General features: G+C 69.4%; 25 protein-coding genes. 10 read left to right on the forward strand and 15 right to left on the reverse strand.

What is annotated here, in order from left to right:
• Window positions 1-64 precede the first annotated feature (64 nt).
• A complete protein-coding gene (locus IPN47_24725; GenBank protein MBK9411180.1) occupies window positions 65-1,183 on the forward strand; it encodes a mechanosensitive ion channel family protein in 1,119 nt (372 codons plus the stop codon).
• Window positions 1,184-1,241: 58 nt separating this feature from the next.
• Here IPN47_24725 and IPN47_24730 read toward each other — a convergent pair whose 3' ends face one another.
• Window positions 1,242-3,536: a hypothetical protein gene (locus IPN47_24730; GenBank protein MBK9411181.1), complete on the reverse strand. Its 2,295-nt coding sequence runs from the start codon at window positions 3,534-3,536 to the stop codon at window positions 1,242-1,244.
• 188 nt (window positions 3,537-3,724) lie between these two features.
• Here IPN47_24730 and IPN47_24735 point away from each other — a divergent pair, with 188 nt between their 5' ends.
• Complete coding sequence (locus IPN47_24735; GenBank protein MBK9411182.1) at window positions 3,725-4,360, forward strand: hypothetical protein; 636 nt, start codon at window positions 3,725-3,727, stop codon at window positions 4,358-4,360.
• Between the two features lie 98 nt (window positions 4,361-4,458).
• Here IPN47_24735 and IPN47_24740 read toward each other — a convergent pair whose 3' ends face one another.
• Window positions 4,459-4,887, reverse strand: a complete 429-nt coding sequence (locus tag IPN47_24740; GenBank protein MBK9411183.1) for an OsmC family peroxiredoxin — start codon at window positions 4,885-4,887, stop codon at window positions 4,459-4,461.
• Between the two features lie 163 nt (window positions 4,888-5,050).
• Here IPN47_24740 and IPN47_24745 point away from each other — a divergent pair, with 163 nt between their 5' ends.
• The gene (locus IPN47_24745) at window positions 5,051-5,500 is read left to right on the forward strand and encodes a SufE family protein (GenBank protein ID MBK9411184.1); all 450 of its coding nucleotides are present in this window, start codon (window positions 5,051-5,053) and stop codon (window positions 5,498-5,500) included.
• An 81-nt stretch (window positions 5,501-5,581) separates the two neighbouring features.
• A complete protein-coding gene (locus IPN47_24750; protein MBK9411185.1) occupies window positions 5,582-6,010 on the forward strand; it encodes a hypothetical protein in 429 nt (142 codons plus the stop codon).
• A 29-nt stretch (window positions 6,011-6,039) separates the two neighbouring features.
• Here IPN47_24750 and IPN47_24755 read toward each other — a convergent pair whose 3' ends face one another.
• Together IPN47_24755 and IPN47_24760 are read right to left on the reverse strand one after the other, a co-directional pair.
• Window positions 6,040-6,618, reverse strand: coding sequence for a PepSY domain-containing protein (locus IPN47_24755; GenBank protein MBK9411186.1), 579 nt, complete (start codon window positions 6,616-6,618; stop codon window positions 6,040-6,042).
• Between the two features lie 34 nt (window positions 6,619-6,652).
• The gene (locus IPN47_24760) at window positions 6,653-8,674 is read right to left on the reverse strand and encodes a TonB-dependent receptor (GenBank protein MBK9411187.1); all 2,022 of its coding nucleotides are present in this window, start codon (window positions 8,672-8,674) and stop codon (window positions 6,653-6,655) included.
• Window positions 8,675-8,870: 196 nt separating this feature from the next.
• Here IPN47_24760 and IPN47_24765 point away from each other — a divergent pair, with 196 nt between their 5' ends.
• Genes IPN47_24765 through IPN47_24775 form a run of 3 tightly spaced genes read left to right on the forward strand, consistent with a single transcriptional unit; the run spans window position 8,871 to window position 11,277 of the window.
• The gene (locus tag IPN47_24765) at window positions 8,871-9,143 is read left to right on the forward strand and encodes a CDGSH iron-sulfur domain-containing protein (GenBank protein ID MBK9411188.1); all 273 of its coding nucleotides are present in this window, start codon (window positions 8,871-8,873) and stop codon (window positions 9,141-9,143) included.
• Window positions 9,140-10,195, forward strand: coding sequence for an NAD-dependent epimerase/dehydratase family protein (locus tag IPN47_24770; protein ID MBK9411189.1), 1,056 nt, complete (start codon window positions 9,140-9,142; stop codon window positions 10,193-10,195). Before IPN47_24765 ends, IPN47_24770 begins: the two co-directional genes overlap by 4 nt.
• A gap of 2 nt (window positions 10,196-10,197) precedes the next feature.
• The gene (locus tag IPN47_24775; GenBank protein ID MBK9411190.1) at window positions 10,198-11,277 is read left to right on the forward strand and encodes a dihydrodipicolinate synthase family protein; all 1,080 of its coding nucleotides are present in this window, start codon (window positions 10,198-10,200) and stop codon (window positions 11,275-11,277) included.
• A 31-nt stretch (window positions 11,278-11,308) separates the two neighbouring features.
• Here IPN47_24775 and IPN47_24780 read toward each other — a convergent pair whose 3' ends face one another.
• From IPN47_24780 to IPN47_24815, 8 genes are all read right to left on the reverse strand, one after another.
• On the reverse strand, window positions 11,309-11,797 hold the full coding sequence (locus IPN47_24780) for a hypothetical protein (GenBank protein MBK9411191.1): 489 nt from the start codon (window positions 11,795-11,797) through the stop codon (window positions 11,309-11,311).
• Between the two features lie 66 nt (window positions 11,798-11,863).
• A complete protein-coding gene (locus tag IPN47_24785; GenBank protein MBK9411192.1) occupies window positions 11,864-12,886 on the reverse strand; it encodes an extracellular solute-binding protein in 1,023 nt (340 codons plus the stop codon).
• Window positions 12,887-12,919: 33 nt separating this feature from the next.
• The gene (locus IPN47_24790) at window positions 12,920-14,410 is read right to left on the reverse strand and encodes a potassium/proton antiporter (GenBank protein MBK9411193.1); all 1,491 of its coding nucleotides are present in this window, start codon (window positions 14,408-14,410) and stop codon (window positions 12,920-12,922) included.
• Window positions 14,411-14,511: 101 nt separating this feature from the next.
• Window positions 14,512-15,444, reverse strand: coding sequence for a prohibitin family protein (locus IPN47_24795; protein ID MBK9411194.1), 933 nt, complete (start codon window positions 15,442-15,444; stop codon window positions 14,512-14,514).
• Window positions 15,429-15,689 (reverse strand): hypothetical protein, encoded by a 261-nt coding sequence (locus tag IPN47_24800; GenBank protein ID MBK9411195.1) that lies wholly within the window; start codon window positions 15,687-15,689, stop codon window positions 15,429-15,431. Before IPN47_24800 ends, IPN47_24795 begins: the two co-directional genes overlap by 16 nt.
• A 121-nt stretch (window positions 15,690-15,810) precedes the next feature.
• Window positions 15,811-16,713, reverse strand: a complete 903-nt coding sequence (locus tag IPN47_24805) for a TIGR01777 family protein (protein MBK9411196.1) — start codon at window positions 16,711-16,713, stop codon at window positions 15,811-15,813.
• A gap of 21 nt (window positions 16,714-16,734) precedes the next feature.
• Window positions 16,735-17,346 carry a DNA-3-methyladenine glycosylase 2 family protein gene (locus IPN47_24810; protein ID MBK9411197.1) on the reverse strand — a complete coding sequence of 204 codons (612 nt, stop codon included), beginning with the start codon at window positions 17,344-17,346 and terminating at the stop codon, window positions 16,735-16,737.
• 67 nt (window positions 17,347-17,413) lie between these two features.
• Entirely contained in the window at window positions 17,414-17,683 is a 270-nt protein-coding gene (locus tag IPN47_24815; protein MBK9411198.1) for a hypothetical protein, read from the reverse strand.
• A 365-nt stretch (window positions 17,684-18,048) separates the two neighbouring features.
• Between IPN47_24815 and IPN47_24820 the strand changes: the two genes are divergently transcribed.
• Complete coding sequence (locus IPN47_24820) at window positions 18,049-18,816, forward strand: FliA/WhiG family RNA polymerase sigma factor (protein ID MBK9411199.1); 768 nt, start codon at window positions 18,049-18,051, stop codon at window positions 18,814-18,816.
• A gap of 124 nt (window positions 18,817-18,940) precedes the next feature.
• Here the strand turns inward: IPN47_24820 and IPN47_24825 are convergent, their stop codons facing one another.
• Window positions 18,941-19,714, reverse strand: coding sequence for a hypothetical protein (locus tag IPN47_24825; protein MBK9411200.1), 774 nt, complete (start codon window positions 19,712-19,714; stop codon window positions 18,941-18,943).
• A gap of 383 nt (window positions 19,715-20,097) precedes the next feature.
• Here IPN47_24825 and IPN47_24830 point away from each other — a divergent pair, with 383 nt between their 5' ends.
• Together IPN47_24830 and IPN47_24835 are read left to right on the forward strand one after the other, a co-directional pair.
• Window positions 20,098-21,141, forward strand: coding sequence for an amidohydrolase family protein (locus IPN47_24830; GenBank protein ID MBK9411201.1), 1,044 nt, complete (start codon window positions 20,098-20,100; stop codon window positions 21,139-21,141).
• Between the two features lie 69 nt (window positions 21,142-21,210).
• Window positions 21,211-22,716, forward strand: coding sequence for a M20/M25/M40 family metallo-hydrolase (locus tag IPN47_24835; GenBank protein MBK9411202.1), 1,506 nt, complete (start codon window positions 21,211-21,213; stop codon window positions 22,714-22,716).
• Between the two features lie 15 nt (window positions 22,717-22,731).
• On the opposite strand, the gene IPN47_24840 is transcribed toward IPN47_24835, so the two are convergent.
• Complete coding sequence (locus IPN47_24840) at window positions 22,732-23,385, reverse strand: dienelactone hydrolase family protein (protein ID MBK9411203.1); 654 nt, start codon at window positions 23,383-23,385, stop codon at window positions 22,732-22,734.
• Between the two features lie 41 nt (window positions 23,386-23,426).
• Window positions 23,427-24,503, reverse strand: a complete 1,077-nt coding sequence (locus tag IPN47_24845) for a VOC family protein (protein MBK9411204.1) — start codon at window positions 24,501-24,503, stop codon at window positions 23,427-23,429.
• Between the last annotated feature and the right edge of the window lie 39 nt (window positions 24,504-24,542).

A 24,542-nucleotide genomic window follows, 5' to 3' on the forward strand; every position in this document is an offset into this window, starting at 1 on the left:
CGCGCCGAGTGGAAACGAAACCACCGCGCGCAATTCCCGACGCCCGGTCCTCGCCGCCCTGCCGATGCCCCAGTCTCTCGCCGCTCTCGATCGCCAGTTCCTCGGCAATCCGCTCGACGCCTGGCTGACCGCGGCGCTCATCGCCGTCGCGGTCGGTCTCGCCCTGTACGCCATCAAGCACCTCGTCGGCCGACGACTCGCCGCCCTCGCGCTGCGCACCGAGACCGAACTCGACGACGTGGCCTCCGATCTCCTCAAGCGGACGCGCTTCTATTTCATCCTGGCGCTCGCGATTCGCGCCGGTTCCCCCGCGCTCGATCTGCCGGCGATTGCCCGGGAGGCCATCCAGGACGTCACCAGCATCGCCGTCCTGCTGCAGCTGGCCGTGTGGGGCAACGGGCTCATCGCCTTCTGGCTGCGCAAGTGGTCGCGCTCGCGTACGGGCGATGAGCAGGCGACCTCCGCCACCCTCAAGGCGATCGGTGTCATCGCCCGCGGCGTGCTATGGACCGTCGTCGCCCTGCTCGCGCTCAAGAACGTCTGGGACTTCGACATCTCCGCGCTCATCACGGGGCTCGGGGTCGGCGGCATCGCCATCGCCCTCGCCGTGCAGAACATCCTCGGCGACGTCTTCGCCGCCCTCTCCATCGTCCTCGACAAACCGTTCGATGTGGGCGACACCATCGCCGTCGACACGGCCACCGGGACGGTCGAGAACATCGGGCTCAAGACGACGCGCGTGCGTGCCGTGGGGGGCGAACAGATCATCTTCTCCAACGCCGACCTGCTCAAGTCACGCGTGCGCAATCTCAAGCGCATGGAGCAACGGCGCGTCCTCTTCAACATCGGGATCACCTACGACACGCCGCCCGACCTCGTGGCCCGGATTCCCGCCATGGTCAAGGCGATCGTCGAGGCGATCCCGCACACGCGCTTCGACCGCGCGCACTTCGCGCGTTACATGGACTCGTCGCTGGAGTTCGAGGTGGTCTACTTCGTGACGACGAACGACTACCTCATCTACATGGACACGCAACAGCAGGTCAACCTCGAACTGCTGCAGCGCTTCAATGCCGAAGGGATCCAGTTCGCCTTCCCGACGCGCCGGGTGATCCACACCACGACTGATGCCGCGCCCGTGACGGACGCGACGCGCGTCGGCGGAGATGCAGCAGCGGGTTAGGTGACGCGCCGGCCGGCGCCGGTGGCCGCGGGCACCAGCACCCGCGGGTGCACGCGACTCAGCGCCCCCTGGCGCAGCGGTCCCACGCGGCGCGGCGCTCCGCGCGTTCGGCGAAGTCGACCCCTACGCGCCCGTCGTCCGGACGCGCGGCGCGCCAGAGAATGGCGTCGCGCACCTCTCGCTCCACCGAGTCGCGGATGGCCGGGTGCCACGGCGCCCCCGCCAATGCGCGAAAGCGGACCGACGCCGTGGGAACGCTGCGCGCGTAGTCGCCCCAGCGCCCCACCAACCCGCGCGCACGCGCGGTCGCGGCGATAGTCATCGCCGAACGTACCGCCACCGGTCCCGCGCCCGGCTCCGTCGACGCAGGCAGCAGGCAGCCCCACCCGGCCGAGACCTCGGAGGCGGCACGGAGGTCGCGCGACGACACCAGGAAGGCATCGATCCCCTGCGCACTCCCGTAGCGCAGGTCCAGGCGCGCCAGCGGGGCCACGAGCGCGCGGCGCGCCGCATCGGTCACCCCGAGCCGTCGGCCGCTACCGTACGTGGTGTCGTACCACGCGAAGATCGCCGGATCGACCACCGCAATCTCCCGCAGCGCGTCGAGCGTGACATCACCCTCGCTCGTCCCACCGCGCGGCGCGGTCGCCGACGCATAGCCGGTGATCATCGCATCCTGCACCGAGGTGAGGTAGCCGTTCAGCCGCCCGCGATGCGCCAGCGCCGCGGCCACGAACCAGTCGACACCTCGAGCGAACGCCTCCGTGGGACGGTCTGCCTGCACGGGTGACGACAGCGTTTCGCGTCGCGGGCGCGCCGCGCTCGCCAGGCGACGCACCGTCGCCGAGAACTGGTCGGGGAACTGGCGCACCGAGCGATCGGTGCGATAGCCACCACGCACACCGTATCGGCGACGCGCCGCCTGCCAGTCGAGGTCGTGCGCCAACTCGTGCGCCATCGCGCCCGCGCTCGTCGCCAGCGGGAAGTAGATCGTGCGCGACCCCGGATCGTGCAACGCCAGGGCGCGATCGGCCAAGGGCGAGTCGCCGAAACGAATGCTCAGCCCGCGCAGGTCGAGCGACGGAAAGACCGTCGTGAGGTCGCTGACCACTTCGTCCAGCATGCGCAGGTAATACGGGCGCCAGCTGCCCGGCATGCGGGCATCGAACGTCAACGCGGCCAGTCCGAGCCGGCTCTGCAGCAGCACGCCCGGCCCCTGGTCGCCCGGGAACCACGCGCGCTCCTGTGCATACGCCCGCATCGCCACCGACGCGCTGAGCACGGCCATGGCGCTCTCGCTGGAGGGGCCTGCCACCGCGCGAAGCCGCGCCAGCTCGGCCACCATCGATTCCTCGTTCCGCGACCGCGCGACGAAGTGTGCGCGGGCTCGCCGCGCCTCTGCGTGTCCCGCCGCGCCGGCGACAAACGACGCGTAGCCGCCCATGGTCACCGTGATGGGCGCTTGCGGCGGCGCCCCCCGGCGGGCGACGACCTCGACGGCGGCCACGCTGGCCGCACCGCCTAACGAACGGGCGGTCGCGGAGCGGAGCGGCGCTGGCGCCAGGTGCCCCAACTGCTCGACGAGCCGCGGCAGGAGTCGCACCGCCGCCTGCTCGTCGGCCGGCGTCGGCGGATCGGCAAGCGGGGCCTCCACCGTGAACCGACGGTCGGCGCGCCACGCCGAGACGAGTTGCACCGGGTCCACGCGCTCGCGTCGTGCCTCGGCGAGCAGCGCGTGGGCATCGCGCATCGCCAGCGTCCGGTCGCGCGCCTGGGCAATCGCCCCCAGCGCGACCGCCGACGCCCGGTGCGACACCACCCCCGAGGCGGTTCCCACCGTGTACGCCAGGCGCAACGCCAGTTCCGCCGCGCGTGGCGATTCCGCCTCCTGCATCACCGACTCCATGAACTGCCGGTGCGCCCGCCCGATGTCGCGAGCGGGACGCGGCGCGATGAGGTCGAGTGCCTCAGGCGGAGTGGCGAAGGCCGCCCCAACGCTCGTGCGTGCGAGGATCGCCTCGGCCAACCGGTGCCGCGACTCCTTGGCCACGAGCGGATCGCGCAGCGCGTAGTCGATGAGGCGGAACGGGCTCCCCACCCCCAACCGCAGTCGCTCGAGGTAGAGCGCCGAGATCACCGCCCCGGTCGTCATCTCGGCGGGCGACTGGCGGACGAGCAGCCGCTCGACCGAATCGGCCCACTGCGCGCCTTGTGTGAACTCACGGGCGATGTCGGTCTGCCGACGCGGCGTACGCGCACGCACGAGCGCCCATCCCCCCACGCCGAGCGTGAGGGCGACCGCCCCTGCTAAAAGGGCCGCGCGCAGTCCGATGCGTTGTGTCAACACCGTCATCCCCCCGGAAAGCTCCCGACCATCGCGCCGCCGTGTCACGTCGGTCTGGTCCGCGCGGTTCGGCACTTCATGCGTTAGGACCGACGCGCCCCGCCCGTCGTCACGCGGGACGCGCGCGGCGGGGAGTCGTGGTGGCTACCTTACCCTGCTCGCACGCCAGTGGTGCCACTTCGACCGCCTGACGACGAATGTTCCACCGCTTTGCGCCGCGACGAGTGCTCGCGGTTCTCCTCTGTACCGTCCCGATCGCCCCGCGCATCGCCGCCGCGCAGGGCGATTCGCTGCCACCGCCGCCCTCCAGCAACCTCGGCCTCGCGGCCATCGGCGCTGTGACGATGCACGGCGGGTGGGCGAGCATCCAGCATGGCTTCCATGCCGGACAGCTCGGCGGCACGGTCGACTTCGGATATCTCACGTCCCGCCGCATCCGACTCGTTGCCGACGCGACGTATCTCCTGACCCTGCCACACGAGGAGACGGTCGCGAGCGAGGAACGCACGTATCGCAACGTCTTTCGCGACCTCTCGGCGCACCTCGCGCTCGCCTTTCACGCCACGTCGCCGTCGGCCCAATTCGCGCCGTACCTGGCGACGGGCGTCGGGGTCCACGTTCTCTCGAGTAGTTTCGGCTCGTTGGCGATCGACACGAGGTACAACTCCAACAACTTCGGCCTCCTCGCCGCCGTCGGCGCACGGGTCCGGGTGGGGGCGAGCGGGCGACGCGCGATGCAGGTGGAGGTGCAGACGCTGCAGGCGCGCAACGTCCGTCGAGTGGCCGTGACGGTGGGCGTGGCGGCGCTCTTCAACGACCTCGTCAAGCGCTGAGCCTCGGCCGGGCGCTCTCGAGGGGGGAGTCGCGGGCGGCGGAGGGAGGAGCGTCGCTGGCAGAGCGACGCTCGCCACCCACCGCCGCCGCGCGCCCGTCAGGCGAGCTGGGCGTCGAGGTGGATCGCGACGTTCCCCTTGATGGCCTTGGAGATCGGACAGCCGTCCTTGGTCGCAGCGGCCACCGACTGGAAGTCGTCGTTGGAGATCCCCGGGACGGTGGCGCGCACGGTCAGCTTCATCGTGGTGACGGTGAAGGCATCGCCCACCTTCTCCACGGTGCAGGCGGCGCTGGTTTCCACCTTGGTGGCGGGGGTGCCGCGCCCCTCGAGCTGCGCGCTCAGCGCCATGCTGTAGCAGGCTGCCTCGGCTGCGGCGAGCAGTTCCTCGGGGTTGGAGCCCTTGTCGTCGCCGAAGCGCGTGCTGAAGGCGTAGTTGCCGCCGATGGTCCCCGATTCGCCGGAGAAGGTGCCCTTGCCGCCGCGCAGGCCGCCTTCCCAGGTCGCAGATGCATGACGAGTTGGCATGGTTTCGATGAGTGAGCGTGTGGGTGATGCGTGGGTGGTGCGTCGGTGCTGCGTCGCAGGTCGCGACTCCGGTACAATCCACGATCGCACCGGATGGTGCCAGCCCTTTCGTGGCCCGCGGTGACACTGGCAATGCGAAGGCGCTCGGTTAGGCTTCCCCCGCATGACGTCACCGTCCCCGGCCGTGCCGCCCCGCATCGAGCAGGTCCTTCGTCGCTTCGCCTCGCTCGGGCGCGAGGAGAAGATGGCGGCGCTCGTGTCGTACGCTCGAAAGCTCGAGCCGCTCCCCGAGCGCTTCCAATCGCTCCCTGACGACGGCTATACCGTACCCGAGTGCCAGACCCCGATGCGCCTCTTTCCCGAGTTCCGGGACGGGACGCTGCACTTCTACGCCGACATCAACGCGCGCCAGTCGCCGACGGTCGCGGCCTTCCTGAGCATCGTGTTCGGCGCGGTCAACGGCGAACCGCCCGCGACGACGCTGGCCATCCCCGCCGACTTCGTCCGCACCGTGATGCAGAGTCTCGGGCTGGGGACGCGCGAGGTGGGGCTCGAAGCGATCGTCACGCGCCTCAAGTACCATGCGCGCGAGGCAGCCGGGCGCACGACCTAACGACACGTCGCCGAGCCCGCGCCTCGGCGCGGACACCGACCGCGCACCCGATGCGCACCGTCCTCACACCCTCCTCGCCCCATGTCCCAGAGCTACGCCAACCACACCCGCTGGCTGGTCCCGTATCACTTCATCGTCTCACCGCTCCTGCTCATCAACCTGATCGTCGCGCTCCGCGCGGCGTTCAAGGACCCCGGGGTGTCGACGGCGTGGGGAGTGCTCCTGGCGTTCGCCATCGCGCTGGGGATCGGCCTCGGTCGCCTGCAGGCCCTCACGGTGCAGGATCGGCTGATCCGGCTGGAGGAGACGCTGCGGCTGCAGCGGTTGCTCCCGGCGGCAGAGCATGGCGAGATCGGCCGGCTCTCGCGTCGGGAGTTCGTGGCGCTGCGCTTTGCCTCGGACGCAGAATTGCCGGCGCTGTTCCGGCGCGTGCGCTCCGGCGAGTTTGCCGACGCGAAGGCGATCAAGCAGGCAATCACCGCCTGGCGGGCGGACGAACTGCGCGCGTAGCACTCCGCGCGCCCCGCTCGGCCCGCGCGCTATCCCGCCGTGCGCCTGGCTCCCGAGCGTGAGGCCTCCCCCGCGGCGTCGGCCGCCGCGAGCGTGGCGCGCTTGCGGCGGGTCTGGTAGGGGAGGAGCCAGAGGTAGATCCCCGTCAGCCACAAGCCGAAGACGACGATGCCTGACGGGAGAAAGAGCCAGAGCTTGGCCAGTGGGTGGAACCACGAGCCGTCGTGCAGCGACTCCAACCAGTCAGAGCGCCGATAGGCGCTGTGCAGGACGGCGCCACTCTCGGAATCCACCTGCAGCTCCCAGCGCGACTGGCTGGTGATCTTGAGGATCCCCTTGCCGGGGCGCACGTCGATGCGGTCGATGTCGGCCCAGCTCCGTACCCCTGCCTCGGGGACCGCCTGCGCGATGCTGAGCAGTCGCGCGAACTCGACCTGTGGCACCGATCCCTTTCCCCGCGACTCCACCGGCTGCACCCAGCTCCAGTTCTTCTTGAGCTGCAGAAGGATCCCGGTGGCGATCACCACGAGAAAGGGGAGCGCGACGGCGATGGCCCCCCAGCGATGCGCCTTGCGCGAGAGGAGTCGGGGATTGAAAGCAGGTGCCACGAGTGCGATCGACGAGGGAAGGTGAAGGACGGGCTCAGCGCACGGCGACGCCGAATCGAATCGTCCGACCAGCCTGAGGCAAGCCACACTGATCGAAGACCGGCGCGTCGGTGAGGTTGTCGATCGCGAGCGATGTGGTGAGGCGCGAGAAGACGCCGCCGCGCGCAATCGCGAAGCCGCGCTCGATCCCCGCCCCCGTCCAGGTCTGGCGCGCGATCGCCTGATTTCGCCCCGTGTCAGGGTTCACGCAGTATTGCCGCCCGGCGTGGTCGACGTTGGCCGAGAGCCGAAAGCCGGCGACCGGAAAGGAGAGATCAGTGCCCAGTCGCAAGTCGGGCTGATTCTCCGGCTTTCGCTCCGTGCCGCTCACGGCCGGGTCGGCGATGCGCACGCGCTGCACGAGCGCATCGGCCGACAGCTGCAGACCGCGACGCGACCAACCGCCCAGGAGCTCCAGCCCGGTGCTGCGGATCTCGTCACGGTTCACCCGATAGAAGCGGCGGTTGGGGAGCGTGGTGCGGACGATGGCATCGGACAGCCCGTGTCGGAAGACCACCCCTTGCAGCTGCCATTCACTCGCCAGGAGCGTCGCACCCACCTCGCCTCCCACGAGCACCTCGGGACGGAGCGTGGGATTGGGCTGGAAGCGATTGAGCGCCCCCGAGTACAGCTCGCGCAGCGCGGCAAAGCGCGCCCGCCGGTTGAGCGACGCATGCAACCGCCAGCGGTCGCCAAAGGCGAGCGTGCTGAGCCCGAGACGTCCTCCCCACTCCGACAGGCGCCCGAGCGATTCTCGCCCGGCAGTCCTGGGGGTGGTGCTCGCGTCGAGGGCCACCCCCCCCGTCAGGCGCAACGTCCCCACCAGCGGCTGCTCCACCTCGAGCGCGCTGCTCCAGAGCTTTTGTCGGTAGATGTTGGGGACGGCGCCGTTCAACCCCTCGTCGTAGTCGACGGTGGCGAGCGTCACGGCGGTGCGCACTTCGCCTCGCCCCAGCGAATGATCGGCGGTGAGGCGCGCCGTGGTCGTCCGCTCGTCGCCGGTCTCGGTCCCCACGATCGAGTCGTACGCCGCGGTCGAGAAGCTCTCGATCGACGTGTACGATCGGTTCGTCCCCACCACCAACTCGGCATCACCCGATCCCATCGCCGTATGGCGACGCCCCGTCCCCATCGTGACGAGGGCCAGCGATCGCGTCTGCTCCGGGTAACGCCAGAAGCGGGGCGCGGCGATGTGCAGCTCCGGCATCACGCCGCGCTCGAGCGAGTAGCCGGAGTAGCTGGCGCCGATCCACGCGCCGCCCACCGTCTGGTAGCGCGCAGAGACGAAGCCGTCACGCTGCCGCACGTCGCTGTTCGCGCGCTCGTCACGGTCCAGCGTGTACTGGTCGGAGACCCCATGACTGAGCGCCATGGCCGGAACGTCTCGATAGCCCCCACCGGCCCGCAACGTCAGGCGCCCGCGCTCGAACGACAGCGGACGGGTGACGTCACCCTGCACGGCACGCGCCCCCACCTGATCGCCGCCCAGCCGCAGTCCCACCTGCCCCGCATCCGTCTGCGCGCCCCGGTACGATGAAAGTCCCAGGTCGATGACCCCGCCGATGGCATTGGGCCCCTGCAACAGGCTGCTCAGCCCGCGTACCACGACGACGGAGCCAACGCCCGTCGTGGGAAAGACCGACGCATCGGAGCGATGGTCCCACCCGATGCTCAGCGGGAGCCCGTCGAACAGGACCGCCGCCTGCCTCGAATCGGATCCGCGCACCGAGAGCTCGGCCTCGCCGCGCGAATTGATCCGGGTCAGGAGGAACGGGATCTCCCGAAGCGCCCGGTCGAGCGGTGCCGACGCCGACAGGTGCAGCGAGTCGAGGGGGACGACGAGTGCCGCAGTGCTGCCGACCGTAGCCGTCCCCCGCCCCGCCGTCACCGACACGGTGCCCAAGCGTGTTCTGGCGTCGGCGGCCGCGCTATCGCGCTTGGCCTCCTGCGCCCCGCCCCCGCGCGCGACTACAATTGCAGCGACGCACGCAAACGCGACGAACCCATACCCGCGCATCGATCGTTGAGAGTGCAAATGGTGGTCGGGAGTGTGCGATGACCGAGGCACATTAGTGCGTCAGTCATGAAAAATTCAGGAAAATCCCGTTAAGACCTGTTGAACGCGTCGGGCCACCAGATCGCTGCGCACCGACGGTCCGGCCCACTCTCGTCTGCCCCTGATCGCTCGCCGCGCGCGAGCCGAGGAACCGAAGATGTCGACCTTTACGATCAAGATTCGCGAGAACGGCTCCCTGGGGATCACCCCCGAGGACGCCGCCAACCTGCAACTGCTCGACCACAACGGGGTCCCCATCCCCCTCCCCGCCGGCAAGGGTGTGTCGCTCTGCCGATGCGGCGCCTCCAAGCGCAAGCCGTTTTGCGATGCGTCGCACAAGCTGATCGGCTTCGACGGGACGCTCGCTCCCATCGCCGCCGTCCCCCCGGCCCCGGCTGCCCCGCCGTCGGAGGCACCGCCAGCCGCTTGATACCCGCCTCCGTCCCTTCCGCCCCCCTCGCCGCTCCGCGGACCGAGGAGGAACTCGAGGAACGACTCAGCCGCCCCAACGCGGCGGTCGTCGAGGCACTGCGCCATTCGCCTGGCGACGTCGTGGTCGTCGGGGCCGGAGGGAAGATGGGACCGTCGCTCACGGCGATGCTGCGGCGCGCCGCCGATGCGCTGGGCGACGGGCGCCGGATCTTCGCGGTGTCTCGATGGGGGAGCGCAAAGGATGCCGCCCGGCTTGAGGCCATGGGGATCGAGGTCGTGCGCGCCGACCTGCTCGACCCCGACGCCGTCGACGCCCTCCCCGACGCCCCGAACGTCGTCTTCATGGCGGGGCAGAAATTCGGGACGCGCGATGCCCCGTCGCTCACCTGGATGACCAACACGGTCGTCCCCGCGTACGTGGCCCGTCGCTATCGGCACGCACGCATCGTCGCCTTCTCCACCGGCAACGTGTACGGGCTCTCCCCGGTCGACGGCACCGGATCACGCGAGGACGATCCGCTCGCGCCCGTTGGGGAGTACGCCGCATCGTGCGTGGGACGCGAGCGCGTCTTCGAGGATGCGGCCACGCGCTGGGGGACCCGTGTCACCATCATCCGCCTGAACTACGCCGTCGACCTGCGCTACGGCGTCCTGGTTGACCTCGCGCGCCGCATCCTCGCCGACGAGGCGGTCGACCTCGGGATGGGCTACGTGAACTGCATCTGGCAGGGTGATGCGAACGCGATGGCCCTCGCCGCCCTCGCCGCGGCCGCCACTCCGCCGTTCGTCCTCAATGTCACGGGGGCGGAGCGACTGTCGGTGCGAGCGCTGGCGCTCGAGCTGGGGCTTCTGCTGGGGCGAACGCCGACGTTCACCAACGCCGAAGCACCCGACGCCCTCCTCAGCGACACGCGCCGTGCGCAGTCGCTCGTTGGCCTCCCCGAGATCGACGGGCACACGCTCGCCGCCTGGGTCGCCGAATGGCTGCGACTCGGCGGCCGCACGTTAGGCAAGCCCACCCGCTTCGAACGACGCGACGGCACCTTCTGATCATGTCGCCCAGCCCGCTGCGCACCCACTTGCTCGCCGGCCAGGTCGTCCCGGCGCATCCGCTGGCCCTCACCGCCGCGCGCACGCTCGACGAGCGCCGACAGCGCGCCCTCACGCGCTACTACATCGACGCCGGCGCCGGTGGCGTCGCGGTCGGGGTGCACACCACGCAGTTCGCCATCCGGCAGCACGGCATGCTGCGCGACGTCCTCGCCCTCGGCGTCGAGAGCGCCCGCGAGTGGCTGACGCGCGCACCGCGCCCCTTCACGTTGGTGGCCGGGGTCGTCGGGGGACGCGCGCAGGCGCTTGGCGAGGCCGAACTGGCACGCACGCTCGGCTACGATGCCGTCCTCCTCTCCCTCGCCGGGCACGACGCGGCGTTGCACGAGGAGCTGCTGGCGCACTGCCGCGCCGTGGCCGAGGTGATGCCGGTGATCGGCTTCTACCTGCAGCCGGCCGTTGGAGGGCGACGCCTCGACCATCGCTTCTGGCGCGCCTTCGCCGAGATCCCCGAGGTGGTGGCCATCAAGATCGCGCCATTCAATCGATACCAGACGATCGACGTCGTGCGGGCCCTGGCCGAATCGGGGCGCGACGATATCGCGCTGTACACCGGCAACGACGACAACATCGTCGCCGACCTGCTCACGCCGTTTGGCTTCGCCAGCGGCGACGCGCGAGTCACGCGCCACATCGTCGGCGGACTGTTGGGACAGTGGGCCGTGTGGACCCGGCGCGCCGTGCAGCTGCTGGACGAACTCCGCGCAGTGCGCGCCGAGGCCGCGGGATCGCCGACCGCGTCGTCCGGCGCTCGCGAGTACCGCTCGATGCTTGCGCGCGGCGTCGCGCTCACCGACGCGAACGCCGCGGTGTTCGACGTCGCCAACAACTTCGCCGGATGCATCGCCGGAATTCACGAGGTGCTGCGACGCCAGGGACTCCTGGCAGGGACGTGGTGCCTCGACCCGCGCGAAGGGCTCTCGCCCGGTCAGTCCGCCGAGCTCGATCGGGTCATGACGGCCTATCCCGAACTTCTCGACGACGACTTCGTCGCTGCCGGACGCGATCGCTGGCTGGGCTGAGCGAGACCGGGAGAGGGCGCGCGATCTCGGCCTAGGCCAGCTGCGCGTGCCACGAGGACGAGGCCGGTCGCTCGAAGTGGGCCCGATAGCTCCCGACGGTCGTCAGCGTCGTGTCGAAGACCGGCGTGTCGGCTCCAATCGCACCATCGCGCACGCGCGCCGCATAGGTCGCCCGGTCCACGCACTGCACCACCCCAGCCGCATCACGATAGAAGACGCGCCCGCCGGCGACCAGCGCGACACCTAACGAGCGCTCCGTTCCCTGCAGGATGCGGAAGAGGGCGTCGATGGAGCACCCCGACGCGCCCGCCGTCGACTGATCGACCCCGATGGCCAGGAACCGTCCGTCGCGCCAGTCGCGCGCACACGTGAGCGGCGCGCCGTGGGCGCTCCAGCCATCGAGGTAGTCGTCGACCTCGCGCAGGAGGGCCGCAGTGGCGTCGGCCGACAGCGCCGCGCTCGCCCCAAACACCCAGATGCGCCCCTCGTCAGGCAGCATCTCGAACGGAACCCGTGGCATCGACTCTCACTCCGGCTGCAGGCTGCTTCCTGGGGGGCGCTACCGCCCCCGCTCCAACGGCAGAAGCTAGTGCCGCGCCGGAGCGGGGGCGACGGCGCGCGCGCCCGTGAGCGAATCCAGGAAGGCAGGCGCCCCCTCACCCACGACGAGCGGCGCATCGAGCGCGTCGAGATACTCCTGCCGCAGCACGCGCGTCCCGTCAGGCGACAGCAGGAAGCGCAGGAAGGCGACCGCCCGGGCCGGCTGCGGCGCCTCACGCGGAATGGTCAGCCCATAGCGGATCGGGACCCCGCGCAACTCGAGGGTATCGGCGACCGTGGACCCCAGGACGCGCACCACGGCTGAGGTGTAGGTCGTCGCGTACCGCTCGTCGCCCAGGTCGATCTCCGGGGCAAGGGCGATGAACGGGAGGCGCGCGCCGCGCGCCGACGATTCGTACATCCAGGCGTAGTCCAGTTCGTTGGCCTGCAGCAGTGCCACCAGTTCCGCCGACTTCGGGCGTACGTGTCGTCGCGGCGCAGTCGTCTCGAGTCGCGCGGCCAGCCCGGGTTCGCTGTAGTAGCGTTCCGCCAGCTGAAAGAGCATCAAGGTGCGATAGCCGGCCGGGTCGAGGTCGGGGTCGGCGCGGCCGACTTCCACCGCCGGACGCTGCAGCACTGTGCGCCACTCGCCACGCTGTGCCTCCGCGAGTCCGGTCGCGTTCACCGCATGCGCCAGCACCAGTCGATTGCGCGCGAACCGCGCATACCAGGTCCCGTGCGCCGGCATGAGGAGGCGCGGAAAGACCTCCTCATCGGCGAGGGCCACGATGTCGGCGCGCTTGCCGAGATCCGTGAGTCGGCGCGCCAGCTCGAGGCTCCCCGCCGACTCGAGCGTGTAGGAAATGCCGCTTCGTGCACTGAAGCTGTCCAGCGCGGCACGCATGGGCCTCGCCAGGCTTCCGGCCGCAAAAACGGTGAGCGGCGCATCGCTGGCCACGGCGCTGTCGGTGGCCGCATCGGCCGACGCTCGACGCTCGGCGCCACATCCTAGCGCGGTTGCACAAATGAGCACGAGGCGGGCCCGTCGCCACACGGCGGGAGTTCTCATGGCCCACAAGCTATCGGTGCTGCGCCGCCAACGTTAGGCGTTGTCATCCCCTTCGGGGCGCCCGAACATCAGGCGGATCAGCACCTGGTCTTCGGCGCGCGCCACGACGTACGCGTGGTCGCCCGGGAGGAGCGTCGTCGCCGGCAGCGGCGGGACGAGTTCGTCGCCGCGCACGATCAAGGTGACCGCCGCCCCATCGGGAAGGGCGAGGTCGGCGAGCGAGACTCCAGCCACGGCGAGCGCATCGTCGATGTAGAACGACTCGAGGCGCGAACTGAGCGGGCGCGCAGCCTCGATCTCCAGCACCGCGGGAGGGCTGGGCGGCTCCGCACTCTCCAGCCCCAGGCGGCGCGCCAGCGGTGCCCCCGTCACGCCGTGCAGCAGAACGCTCACCGCCACGACGAAGAAGACGAGGTCGAAGATGCGCTCCGCCCCGGGGGCGCGCGCGAGGACCGGCACGGTGGCCAGGATGATGGGGACCGCGCCACGCAGCCCCATCCACCCGATGAACGCGATCTCTCGTGCCGGATAGCGGAAGGGAAGGAGGCAGAGTGCCACGACGAGCGGCCGGGCGATGATCGCGACGAACAACCCGATCGCGATGCCAGGGAGCGCCACTTCCCCCAGGCGCGACGGAAAGAGCAGCAGCCCGAGCAGGACGAACATCGCCACCTGCCCGAGCCACGCCAGCGCGTCGTGCACGCGCAGCAGCGAGGCACGGTGCGGAATCTCGCGATCGCCTAACGTCATGCCGGCCACGTACACGGCAAGGAAGCCGCTCCCCCCCACGAGCGTCGGAAGGCCAAACGCCAGCAGCGCCACGGCGAGCGTGAAGACCGGATAGAGGCCCCCCGCCGAGAGGCGCACGCGCTGCAGGAAGATCCGTGCGGCGCGCCCCACCACGATCCCACCCAGCAGGCCAATCACCGCCTGCACGACGACCTCGCCCAGCGTGTGCCACCCCCACAGCCGCTCCAGGTGGCCCAGGTTGGCGGTCACCAGCGTGGTGAGGATGATCGCCATCGGATCGTTGAGCCCCGACTCCGCTTCGAGCGTCACCCCCACGCGCTTGCGCAGGTGGACACCGCTCCCGCGGAGGACGGCGAAAACGGCCGCCGCATCGGTGGACGAGACCACGACCCCGAGCAGGATCGACTGCGGGATGGTGAGCCCGACCGCGTACGCGCCCAGCGCGGTGACGGCCGCCGTGCCGAGGACCCCGACCGTTGCGAGGACCCCCGCGGGCCCCGCCACCCGCCGCACGGCGGCAATCGACGTGTTGAGTCCGCCGTCGAACAGGATGAGGACGAGCGCCGCCGTCCCCAGCCGGAAGGTGAGCCCATAGTCACTGAAGGCGATCCCACCGATGCCGTCGGAGCCGGCGAGCATGCCGAGGGCGAGGAAGAGCGCCGTGAGCGGAATGCCGAAGCGTGACGCCGCCCGCCCCGAGATGGCGCTCAGGGCCAGGAGCCCGCCGCAGGTGGCGAGGAAGAGGGCGGTCGCGAAGGGCTCCGTCGTCGACATGCCGCAATATGCACGGCGGCGACGCGCGAAGTGCTCGCGCGTCGCCGCCTGGACGCCCCCGTGCGTGCGCCGGAGCGCACGCACCTAACGACTTGTCCTCGCTACTGCTTGATGCTCGGGAGCTGGATCATCGGCATGCCGCCCCCCGACACCTGCGGCATCGCCCCGTTCCACTTCTCGATGAGCCGATACTGCACCAGCGTCGGCGTGATGCTTTCCGACAGCAGGTGATTGGCACGCGCCTGCGCCTCCGCCTCGGCGGTGATCGCCTTGGCGCGCCCCGCCGCCTTGATCGAGTCGCCGCGCGCCTGGAACTCGTTCTTCTGCAGCTCGTTCTGCGCGGTCAGTGCCTGTTGCTGCATCACGTTCTTGGCGTTGATCGCCTCGATGACCGACGGCGGCGCCCGGAACTCGTTCAGGGTGAACTGCTTCACCATGATCCCGTACTGCAGCAGACGCTCCTGCAACAAGGCCTGCGCCCGCGAGACGGTCTCGGCCTTCTTGGGACCCATGATGTCGGCGATCGCCTCGTCGCCCACGACTTCCTGCAGCGCCTGGCGAATCGTCTGCTTCACGTAGCCGTGCTGGATCATCCCGATGTCAGTGCGAAAGGTCTGGTACATCGCCGGCACCTTCATCGGGTCGATCTCGAACGACATCGCCACGTCGAGCGAGAGCGGCTGTCCTTCCTTGGAGTTGACGTTGATTTCGTCGTTGCTGGGCGACCCCTCCGTGGTCTCGCGCGTGAGCACGAGCGTCTGCATGAAGACCGGGTACTCCTCGATGGCGCTGAGGAGCGGGTTCCGGAAGTGCAGCCCGGGGCCTAACGGCTTCGGGTCGACACCGCCGCCGGCGCGATGGATCAGGATGCCGACGTGCCCAGGTTCCACGTAGGTGAACATCGACGGCAGGAGGAAGACCAGGACAAAGAGTACGATGCCGATCTTGAGCAGCTTGCCGAACGTTCCGCTCGATCCCACGTCACTCCCTCGCTGTCGCATGTTGTTGAGCAGGTCACTTACCGGGTTTGCCATACCGTCTCCTTGAAGCATTCGGGGCACACACGTTCACCCGAGGGCAGGCGAACCATCGCCTCCTCCGTGAGCGCGCCGTGAATGGGACAGGTGAGCTCCGCCGCGCGCTCGATCGCTTTGCGATTGCGGGTTTGGGCCAGACGCTTGCCGAGCGGGGTGAAGGTCGTCAGGCCAAAAAAAAGGAGGGTACCTGCCGCCACGACCAGCGCGACGAAAAGCACCCCTTCCATGATGATGGCAGCCATTGTTGCCTCTTTCTACGGACCGACGGGTTCGTGGGTTTCGACGACCACCTAACCTACGTATCCGCCAGCGGTTAGGAGAAGCCTGCCTGACGGCGGCCGGGGGGATCCCGACCGACCGCGACTACCGAACCCCCTCCGCCTTGAGTGCGTCTTCCAGCGTCTGGTGGCGAAACAGGAAGCCCGCCTCCAGCAGCTTGCGTGGCAGGACGCGCTGCCCCTCGATCACCGTCGCCTCGCCCATTTCGCCGTAGAGCAGCTTGATCGCAAACGCCGGGACGGGGACGATGGTGGGACGATGCAGGACGCGCCCCAGCACCTGGGTGAAGCCGGCATTGGTGACCGGCGCCGGGGCCGTGAGGTTCACCGCCCCCTGCATCGACTCCGTGACGACGAGAAACTCCAGGGCGCGTAACGCATCGGTGCGCGAAATCCAGCTCATCCACTGGCGCCCGCTCCCGATCGTGCCGCCGCCACCTAACGAGAAAATCGGGAGCATCTTCGCCAGCGCCCCGCCCTCGGGGCTGAGCACGATCCCGAGGCGGGGATGCACGACGCGAATCCCGGCGGCGCGCGCCGGCTCCGCCGCCCCCTCCCACGCCGTCCCGATCTCGGGAAAGAAGCCGCGCCCCGGCGCCGACGACTCGTCCAGCGCCTCGTCGCCGCGATTGCCGTAGATCCCGATCGCCGACATGCTCACCAGGACGCGCGGCTTGTGCGCGAGCCCGGCGAGCGTGCGCGCGAGGAGCGACGTCCCCTGCTCGCGCGACGAGCGGATGCGCTGCTTCGCCTCGGGGGTCCACCGCTGCGCGATCGACTCTCCCGCCAGGTGCACGACGGCGTCGACCCCCTCCAGTCGGGCGGCGTCCAACGTCGTGGCGGCGTCCCAGACGATGTCCGGCCCCGCCCCACCACTCGCCCCAGCGCGCGCGCGCCCGATGCGGAGCACCGTATGCCCCGCCGTCTGCAACTGACGAACGAAGGGCGTGCCGATGAAGCCGCTCGCCCCGGTAATGGCCACCTTCATGACAGTCCCCGCAGGGCCACCTCAGGACGCCTCGCCGTCGATCGACCGCCAGAGGTACCAGCAGGCGATCGTCCGGTAAGGCGCCCACTTGGCGCCGATGGTGTGGACCCGCTTGGCATCGGGGAGCTTCCGCAGGCGATAGGCCTGCTGGATCCCCTTGCGAATGCCAAGATCGAGGTCGGGAAGTACGTCCGGGCGCCCGAGCCTGAACATCAGGAACATCTGCGCCGTCCACACACCAACGCCCTTGACCGACGTGAGGTGCCTGATCACGTCGACGTCGGGGGCTTCGTGCAGCGTTTCGATGGGGAGCGCCCCCGCCAGGACGCGTTCGGCCAGGTCGCGCAGATAGCTGACCTTCTGGCGGGAGACTCCGGCCGATCGCAGTGCCTCGTCGGGCAGGGCCGCGAGCGCGGCGGCGTGCGGACGTTCTGCGCCGAACAGCGCCTCGAAGCGGCCGTGAATGGTGCCCGCCGCCTTGCCCGAGAGCTGCTGGAAAATGATAGACCGCGCCACCGACTCGAAGTGCGAGAGGTGGGGCGCGGTCTCGAATCGGCACGGGCCAACGGCAGCGATCACGTCGGCCATCACCGGGTCGACCCGGCGCAGGTGGTTCACGGCTTTGCGGTGCATCCCCCAACACTACCGAGGACGTTGGCTCCGCGCGAACCCGGACCACCCAGCGACGGAACGGAGGCGGTCAGCCCTCCAGGTCGCCACTCTCGAGCAGGCGCATCGCCAGCTCGTTCATCACGTCAGGCGCGTTGTACGCCCCCGTCTCGAGCCGCATCCGGATCTCGGCGATCCGCGCCTGCCCCAGTCGTTCCAACCCGCGATCGTGCGGGACGACCGCATGATCGTACGAGATCAGACGTTCGGTCGACGGCTGCGAATCGACGACCGGCTCGACTTCGCGCGAGGGCGTCGGCCGATTGGGGAGGACGACATCCTCCGACGAAGGGGTCTTCATATGAGTAGTGGCGAGGCGGCGTTCCACGTTGGCTCCGTGAGTGTGCTCCAATTGTTCTTATCGGCCGTTCTCGCCAGAACTTGAGCACTTATGGCCAGAATTTTCCGGCAACTCCTGCCGCGGGAGGCACGATCTACCCGGTCCACACGGGCTTCCGCGGCGCTCGACCGCGCGCATTTGAGCGCGTGACGAATCGCACAAATCCATACCCCTGAACGACTTGAGAGTAAGGGACCCGTTGGAGTCTCCTTCAAGTATCGGTTGGCCCCGGCGTTGCTTTACCACCGGTCGTCGACACCGCGCAGCCCGCGGGGTGGCGACCAGCGAGGGATCGCAATCGACTCATCGATCGGGGAACGGACTCCATGGCACCTGCAATCGCCACCCGCCACACCATCGCCAACCACGGCGTGTCGGCCGAAGCCCGCCAGCAGATTCTGGGCGAACATCTAGGCCTGGTGTACCACGTCGCGCGACAGCTCTGCCGCGCCAAGCAGATGGACGTGGAACTCGACGAGTTGGTGAGCGCCGGGACCATCGGCCTGATCGAGGCCTTCAACAACTTCGACACCAGCCGCGGCCTCGCGTTCAGCACGTTCGCCGCCCCCCGCATCCGCGGCGCGATGCTCGACGAGCTGCGTCGGCAGGACCACGTCCCGCGCTCGGTGCGTCGCCGCTCCCGCGAACTGCACAGTGCGACCGAGGAACTCACGCGCGAGCTGGGCCAGGCCCCCGACCAGCACCAGATCGCCAGTCGCATGGGGATCGACCTCCCCACGCTCTTCCGTTGGCAGAGCGAGGGCGACAACTCGCGCTTCATCCCGCTCGAGCGCACTGTCGAAGGGGCCCCCAGCGGCTCGCGCATCCCGATGGAACACCTCATCGCCTCGACCGAGGAAGAGATCGACGACCGCCTGACCTTCGGACAAGAAGTGTCGCGGCTCCGGGACTCGCTGCAGGCGCTCCCCGAGCAGGAGCGCAACGTCCTCACCCTGTACTACTTCGAGGAGCTCAAGCTCCACGAAATCGCCGCCCTGCTGAGTGTGAGCGAATCGCGCGTCTCACAGATCCGCGCCAAGGCGATCGTGCGCCTGCGCAAGTCGCTCGCCTCGCTGCGCGAGTCGGTCGCGTAGCCCGCCATCGGCGCCGCAACGCAAGAAGGGCCGCCCCATCGGGCGGCCCTCGTCGTTTCCAGTCGTCTGGCGCGTCGGAACGTGAAGCCGGGCGCGTGAAGCCGGGCGCGTAAGGCGCCGCGACCTAGAGCGCCGTCGCCTCGCGCTCGCGGCGGCGGGCCTCGGGGAGGGTCGGCAGCCGCAACTCGTAGCGGATGCGCTCACCATGCACGGTATTCACGACCGTCACCCCCACCTCCGCGAAGGCGTGCGCGAGTGCCGAGCGAACGGCGTGCACCAGGCTCCCCTCGCCGGTGAAGATGGCCTGTCCCTCGGGCTGCGGCGCTTCGAAGATCACCGAGACCGACGTCGCATCGCTCGCGTAGGAGAGCTTGAGCGCGTTGGAGCCACCGGCACGCAGGGCGTTGCCGGCCCCGCTCTCCAGCACGACCAGGAGGCAGCGCAGGAGCGCCGACGGGCGCACGAGGACGGGGAGCGTATCGAAGTCGGCATCGACCTCCACGGCGACGCCGCGCAAGTCGGCGTGGTGACCGTGCAGTTCGAGCACCTGCGGTACGATATCCTGCAGTCGCACCGGCTCCGCCCCGGCAAAGGGCTCCGCCGGCATGCACCGAAAGAGCACGAGCAGGTGATTGAGTCGCGACACCTCCTGCGCCAACGCCGCGATGACCTCCGGCTCGAACGGCTCGCCGTCCTGGAAGATCCCGACCACCGCCTCGAGCGAGGCGATGCGGTTGGTGAGCTGGTGGTTGAGCCCCTTGAGCACCTTCTCGCTCACACGTAGCCACTGATCGCCCCACACGCGGGCCGGCGTCGGTCCCTCGGTCTGCGCTTCCAGAAATGCCTGACGAGTCTCAGTCACGTACGTGCTCCGGTCCCACGCGAGAGTTGCGGTCATCGAGCGATCGAGAGTGAGGTGCAGGGGGCGACCGCACCCTTGACGACTCATTCGCGACCGACGGCACGGGCAATTTCTGCCGGGAGGCGCGCGCCGCCCCTCGCGCCCGCTCCCCTCTCCGGTAGCTTGCTCCGCTGCGACCTCAACGTGGAGCCACCCGTGCCCTTCGCCGTACGTCCCGCCCGTGTCCTGATGGCGTCGACCCTCGTCTTCTCCGCCATCATGTCGTGCGCGCTTCCCGCCCAGGGGACCGCCGCAGCGCGCCCCGTGGTGATCACCAACGCCTCGCTCATCGACGGGGCGCGGGGGCGTTCGCCACCGGGGCAACCGTCGTCATTCGCGATGGCCGGATCGTCCAGGTGGCCACGGGAGGCGGCATCGCCATGCCGTCAGACGCAACGATCATCGACGCGCGTGGGCGCTACCTGCTTCCCGGCCTGATCGACGCACACACGCACATCGCCTCACTGGCCAGCGCGCGGCGCGCGCTCGAGTCGGGGGTGACGACCATTCGCTCGGCCTCCGTCGCGGCCTTCCAGGACGTCGCGTTGCGCGAGGCGGTGAAGCAGGGGGCGTTCGCTGGCCCCGATGTCGTCGCCGCGGGCGTCTTCATCTCCCCGGAGCTAGGCGAGTCGGTCCTGGCCGACCCACGCCTCGCCAAGCTTGCCGGCGGACTGCAGGGCGAAGCCGAGCTGCGCGAGGCGGTGCGCATCAACCTCGACCGCGGCGTGAACGTGATCAAGACGCGCGGAACCGAGCGTGCCGGCCTCCCCAGCACCGACCCACGCAAGCAGTCGTATACCGAGACGCAGCTCGGCTGGATCGTCGACGAGGCGTCCAAGCGCAACATCCCGGTCATGGCGCACGCCCACGGCGACGAGGGGGCCTACGCCGCGGTCAAGGCGGGGGTCCGCAGCATCGAGCACGGGACCTTCCTCTCGGACAGCACGTTGCAGCTGATGAAGCAGAAGGGGACCTACCTCGTCCCGACGTACATCACCGTCCTCGACCTCACGCAGCCGGGCGGCGACTACGACGACCCCGCCCTCACCATCCGCGGCAACTTCATGCTCCCGGCGCTGGGCGAGACGGTGCGACGCGCACACCGCATGGGGATTCCGATCGCCACGGGCGCCGACACGCAGTACGGCCCGGAATCGCTCTCGCGCATCGCTGGCGAGGCGGCGCTCTTCGTCGATCTCGGCATGTCGCCACTCGAGGCGCTGCGCTCCGCCACCAGCGTCTCGGCCAGCCTGCTCGGGCTCGGGGACCGGATCGGCGCGATCAAGGAGGGGTATGAAGCCGACCTGATTCTCGTGGAATCGAATCCGCTGCAGAACATCCGCGCCCTCGCCGACGTCCTGGTCGTCATCTCCAACGGCACCATCGCGCTCAACCGCACCCCGTTCGCCAAGACGCGAATGTAAGCGGGGGCAATTGGCCGGAGGGTCACCGAGTGGCGGTGGCCCCGACTCGTCTTCCCGACTCCCGCTGTCATGACGCGCTTCACCATCCTCGCCCTGCTCGTCTCGCCCGCGTGGGCACTCGCCCAGAACGGTGGAGGGCTCGGTGCCGCCAGCATCACCGAGCACGACATCCGGCGTCGCATCGCCATCATCGCCGACGATTCGATGGGAGGACGTGACACTCCCTCGCGCGGGCTCGACCTCACGGCGCGCTACATCGCGGGCGAGTTCGCCCGCCTCGGGCTCAAGCCCGGGGGCGACTCGGGGCGCTTCGAGCAGCGGTACCCGATCCAACGCGCACGCCTCGACGGCGACGCGACGAAGGCCGTCTTCACCTCCGGCCGCCACACGGCGATCGCCAGCGCGACGCGCGATTTCGTCTACGTCTTCGGCCCACGTACCGGGCGCCCGATCAGCGCCCCGGTCGTGCTGGTGAGCGGAGCGTTGCAGCTGGACAGTGCCAGGACGCTGGACATCGCGGGGAAGATCCTCGTGGTGGTGGCCGACTCTCGCGCCCCCAACGCCACCCCCGTGAACCAGTTCCTCGCCCCCGCCTTCGAGCGCAATCCGGCGGCGGTGATCATGGTGCTCAACAACGACACCACCATCCTCGCGCGACAGATCGCGAACCAGTTTCGCGTACGGGCGATGGTGGAGGGCGAGACGGCCGACGACCCCGTCGTGACGATGGTGCACGAGCGCATCCTGGGCGACGTCTTCCGTGCCGCCGGCGTCGAGCTGGCGCAGCTCCGCGCCTCGACGACGTACGCGGTGCGCACCATCCCGTCGCTGTCCGTCAGCGTCACCGTGGCCAACGTGGGCGGGGGCGGCGTCACGGCGCCGAACGTCGTCGGGATCCTCGAAGGGAGCGACCCCGTGCTGCGCGACGAATACGTCGTCTTCTCGGCGCACATGGACCACGTCGGGACCAACGCCAGTGCGAAGGGCGACACGATCTTCAACGGGGCCGACGACGATGCCTCGGGAACGATCGGCGTGGTCGAACTCGCCGAGGCGTTCAGCCAGCCCGGGATGCGCCCCAAGCGATCGCTCATCTTCCTCACCGTCAGCGGCGAGGAGAAGGGGTTGTGGGGGAGCGAGTACTTCGCGTCGCACTCCCCCGTCCCGCTCGCACAGCTGGTGGCCAACCTCAACATGGACATGATCGGCCGCAACTGGCGTGACACCATTGCCGTGATCGGGAAGGAACACAGCGACCTTGGCGCCACGCTGGCACGCGTCAACGCGGCCCATCCAGAGCTTGGCATGCAGGCCATCGACGACATCTGGCCTAACGAGAACTTCTACTTCCGGTCCGACCACTACAACTTCGCCCGGCGCGGCGTCCCCGTCCTCTTCTTCTTCAACGGGACGCACAAGGACTACCACCAGGTGAGCGACTCCCCCGACAAGGTCGACGCCGAGAAGGAAGCCCGCATCGTGCAGCTCGTCTACTTCCTCGGGATGGAGATCGCCAACGCGAGCGAGCGGCCCAAGTGGAACGAGGAGAGCCGAAAAAAGGTCATGGGAAAGTAGGGGTCGAAGGCGCCCCTACAGCGCCTGCAGCACCACCTTCACCGCGGCGATCTCGTCGTCGTTGACCGTGTGGGCCATGCCCGGGTAGATGCGCGTGTCGACGGTGCCGCCGAGTTGCTGGAGGACCGTGGCGCTCTCGTTCACGCGTCCGAGCGGGATGTGGCCATCGACATCCGAGCATCCGAGGAAGACGGGCGTACCGGCGAGGGAGCCAGGGTAGTCGCGCGACGTGCCGTCGGGGCCGATGAGGCCACCGCTGAAGCCGACCAGTGCGCCGTAACGACGCGCGTGTCGTGCGCCGAACTCCAGCGTCAGGCAGGCCCCCTGCGAGAAGCCCGCGAGGGCGATGCGCTCGGCCGGGATGCCAGCATTCTCGATGTAGGCCACGAGGTCGTGCAGGACCTGGATCCCCGAGGTGATCCCGGGTTCGTTCTGCGGAATGGGCGAGAGGAACGAGAAGGGGTACCACGTGTTCCCCGAGGCCTGCGGGGCAAACCACGCGAGGTCGTCAGCGCCGAGGAGCGGGGCGAGCGTCAGGATGCTCTCGGCAGACGCGCCGCGCCCATGCGTGAGAATGAGGGCGCCGCGCGCCGTGGCCAGCGGCGCTCCACCGGTCACGATCGGTTGTCCCTGGTGCGGTCCGTTGCTGCTGGTGCCGGTCGTACTCATGCCAATCCCTCTGGTGTCGGGTGGTCGATCATCGTGACGGCCTACGCCTGCAGCGGCTGCAAGTCGCGCTGGATCTGCTCGCGGTCGGTTTCGAGCCATGCCGGGAGCCGGAGCTCCGTCCCCAGTGAGGCGACCTCCTCGTCGATCGAGAAGCCGGGGCCATCGGTGGCCACCTCGAGCAGCAGGCCATCCGGGTCGCGGAAGTAGATCGACTGGAAGTATGTCCGGTCCATCACCGGCGAGACTGACACACCTAACGATAGCAGGTGCTCGCGCCACGCCAGCTGCTCGTCCTGCGACGAGGCCCGGAAGGCGAGGTGATGGGTCTGCCCCACGCCACCGCGTGCCGCACGCCCACCCTTCGGCCAACCGAAGAAGGTCAGCGCCGAGTGTGGCTTGACCTCGGTGCCGTCGTACGAGGCCCAGAACCAGTGCTTGGTGTTGGGGTCGTCCTGGTTGAACGACTTCTTCACCAGCTTGAGCCCGAGGGCGCTGTCGTAGAAGTCGTTGAGCCGCTCCAGGTCGCTCGTGATCGCCGAGACGTGGTGGATCCCCTCCAACGCCATGTCGGGGGTGATGACCGGGACCGGCTCCGGATGCGTGCGGGCGGCAATCGCCGCCTCGTCGCGCGCGCCGCGAATCTCGGCGCTCGTGGGCGGGGCCAGTTCGAGCCTGCCTAACGCCTCGATCGGTTCGTCCACGGCGTAACCGGGGCCGCGCGTCGCAATCTCCAGCACCTGGCCGTCCGGATCGCGGAAGTAGATCGAGCGGAACCAGCCGCGGTCGAAAGGACCGCTCACCGCGAGGCCGGCGTCGTTGAGCCGGCGCTTCCACTTGAGCTGCGCCTCGGGGGTGGCGACGCCCAGGGCGAGGTGGTGCACGCCCCCCACCCCCCAGTGCCCCTGCGGGAGGTTCCCCCACTCGAAGAAGGTGAGGATCGTCCCCGGGACGCCGGTGGCGTCACCGAAGTACAGGTGGTACGACGACGGATCGTCGAAGTTGACGGTGCGCTTCACCAGCCCGACACCGAGCAGGTCGCGATAGAACGCCAACGTGCGGCGGGCGTCGGACGACACCATCGTCACGTGGTGGAAGCCTGAGGTGGCGAGCGTGGTCATGCGGTGCTCCTGCTGGTGGTGCGTGAACGGTCGTGGGTC

It is taken from the genome of Gemmatimonadota bacterium (assembly GCA_016719105.1).
Classification (GTDB): domain Bacteria; phylum Gemmatimonadota; class Gemmatimonadetes; order Gemmatimonadales; family Gemmatimonadaceae; genus SCN-70-22.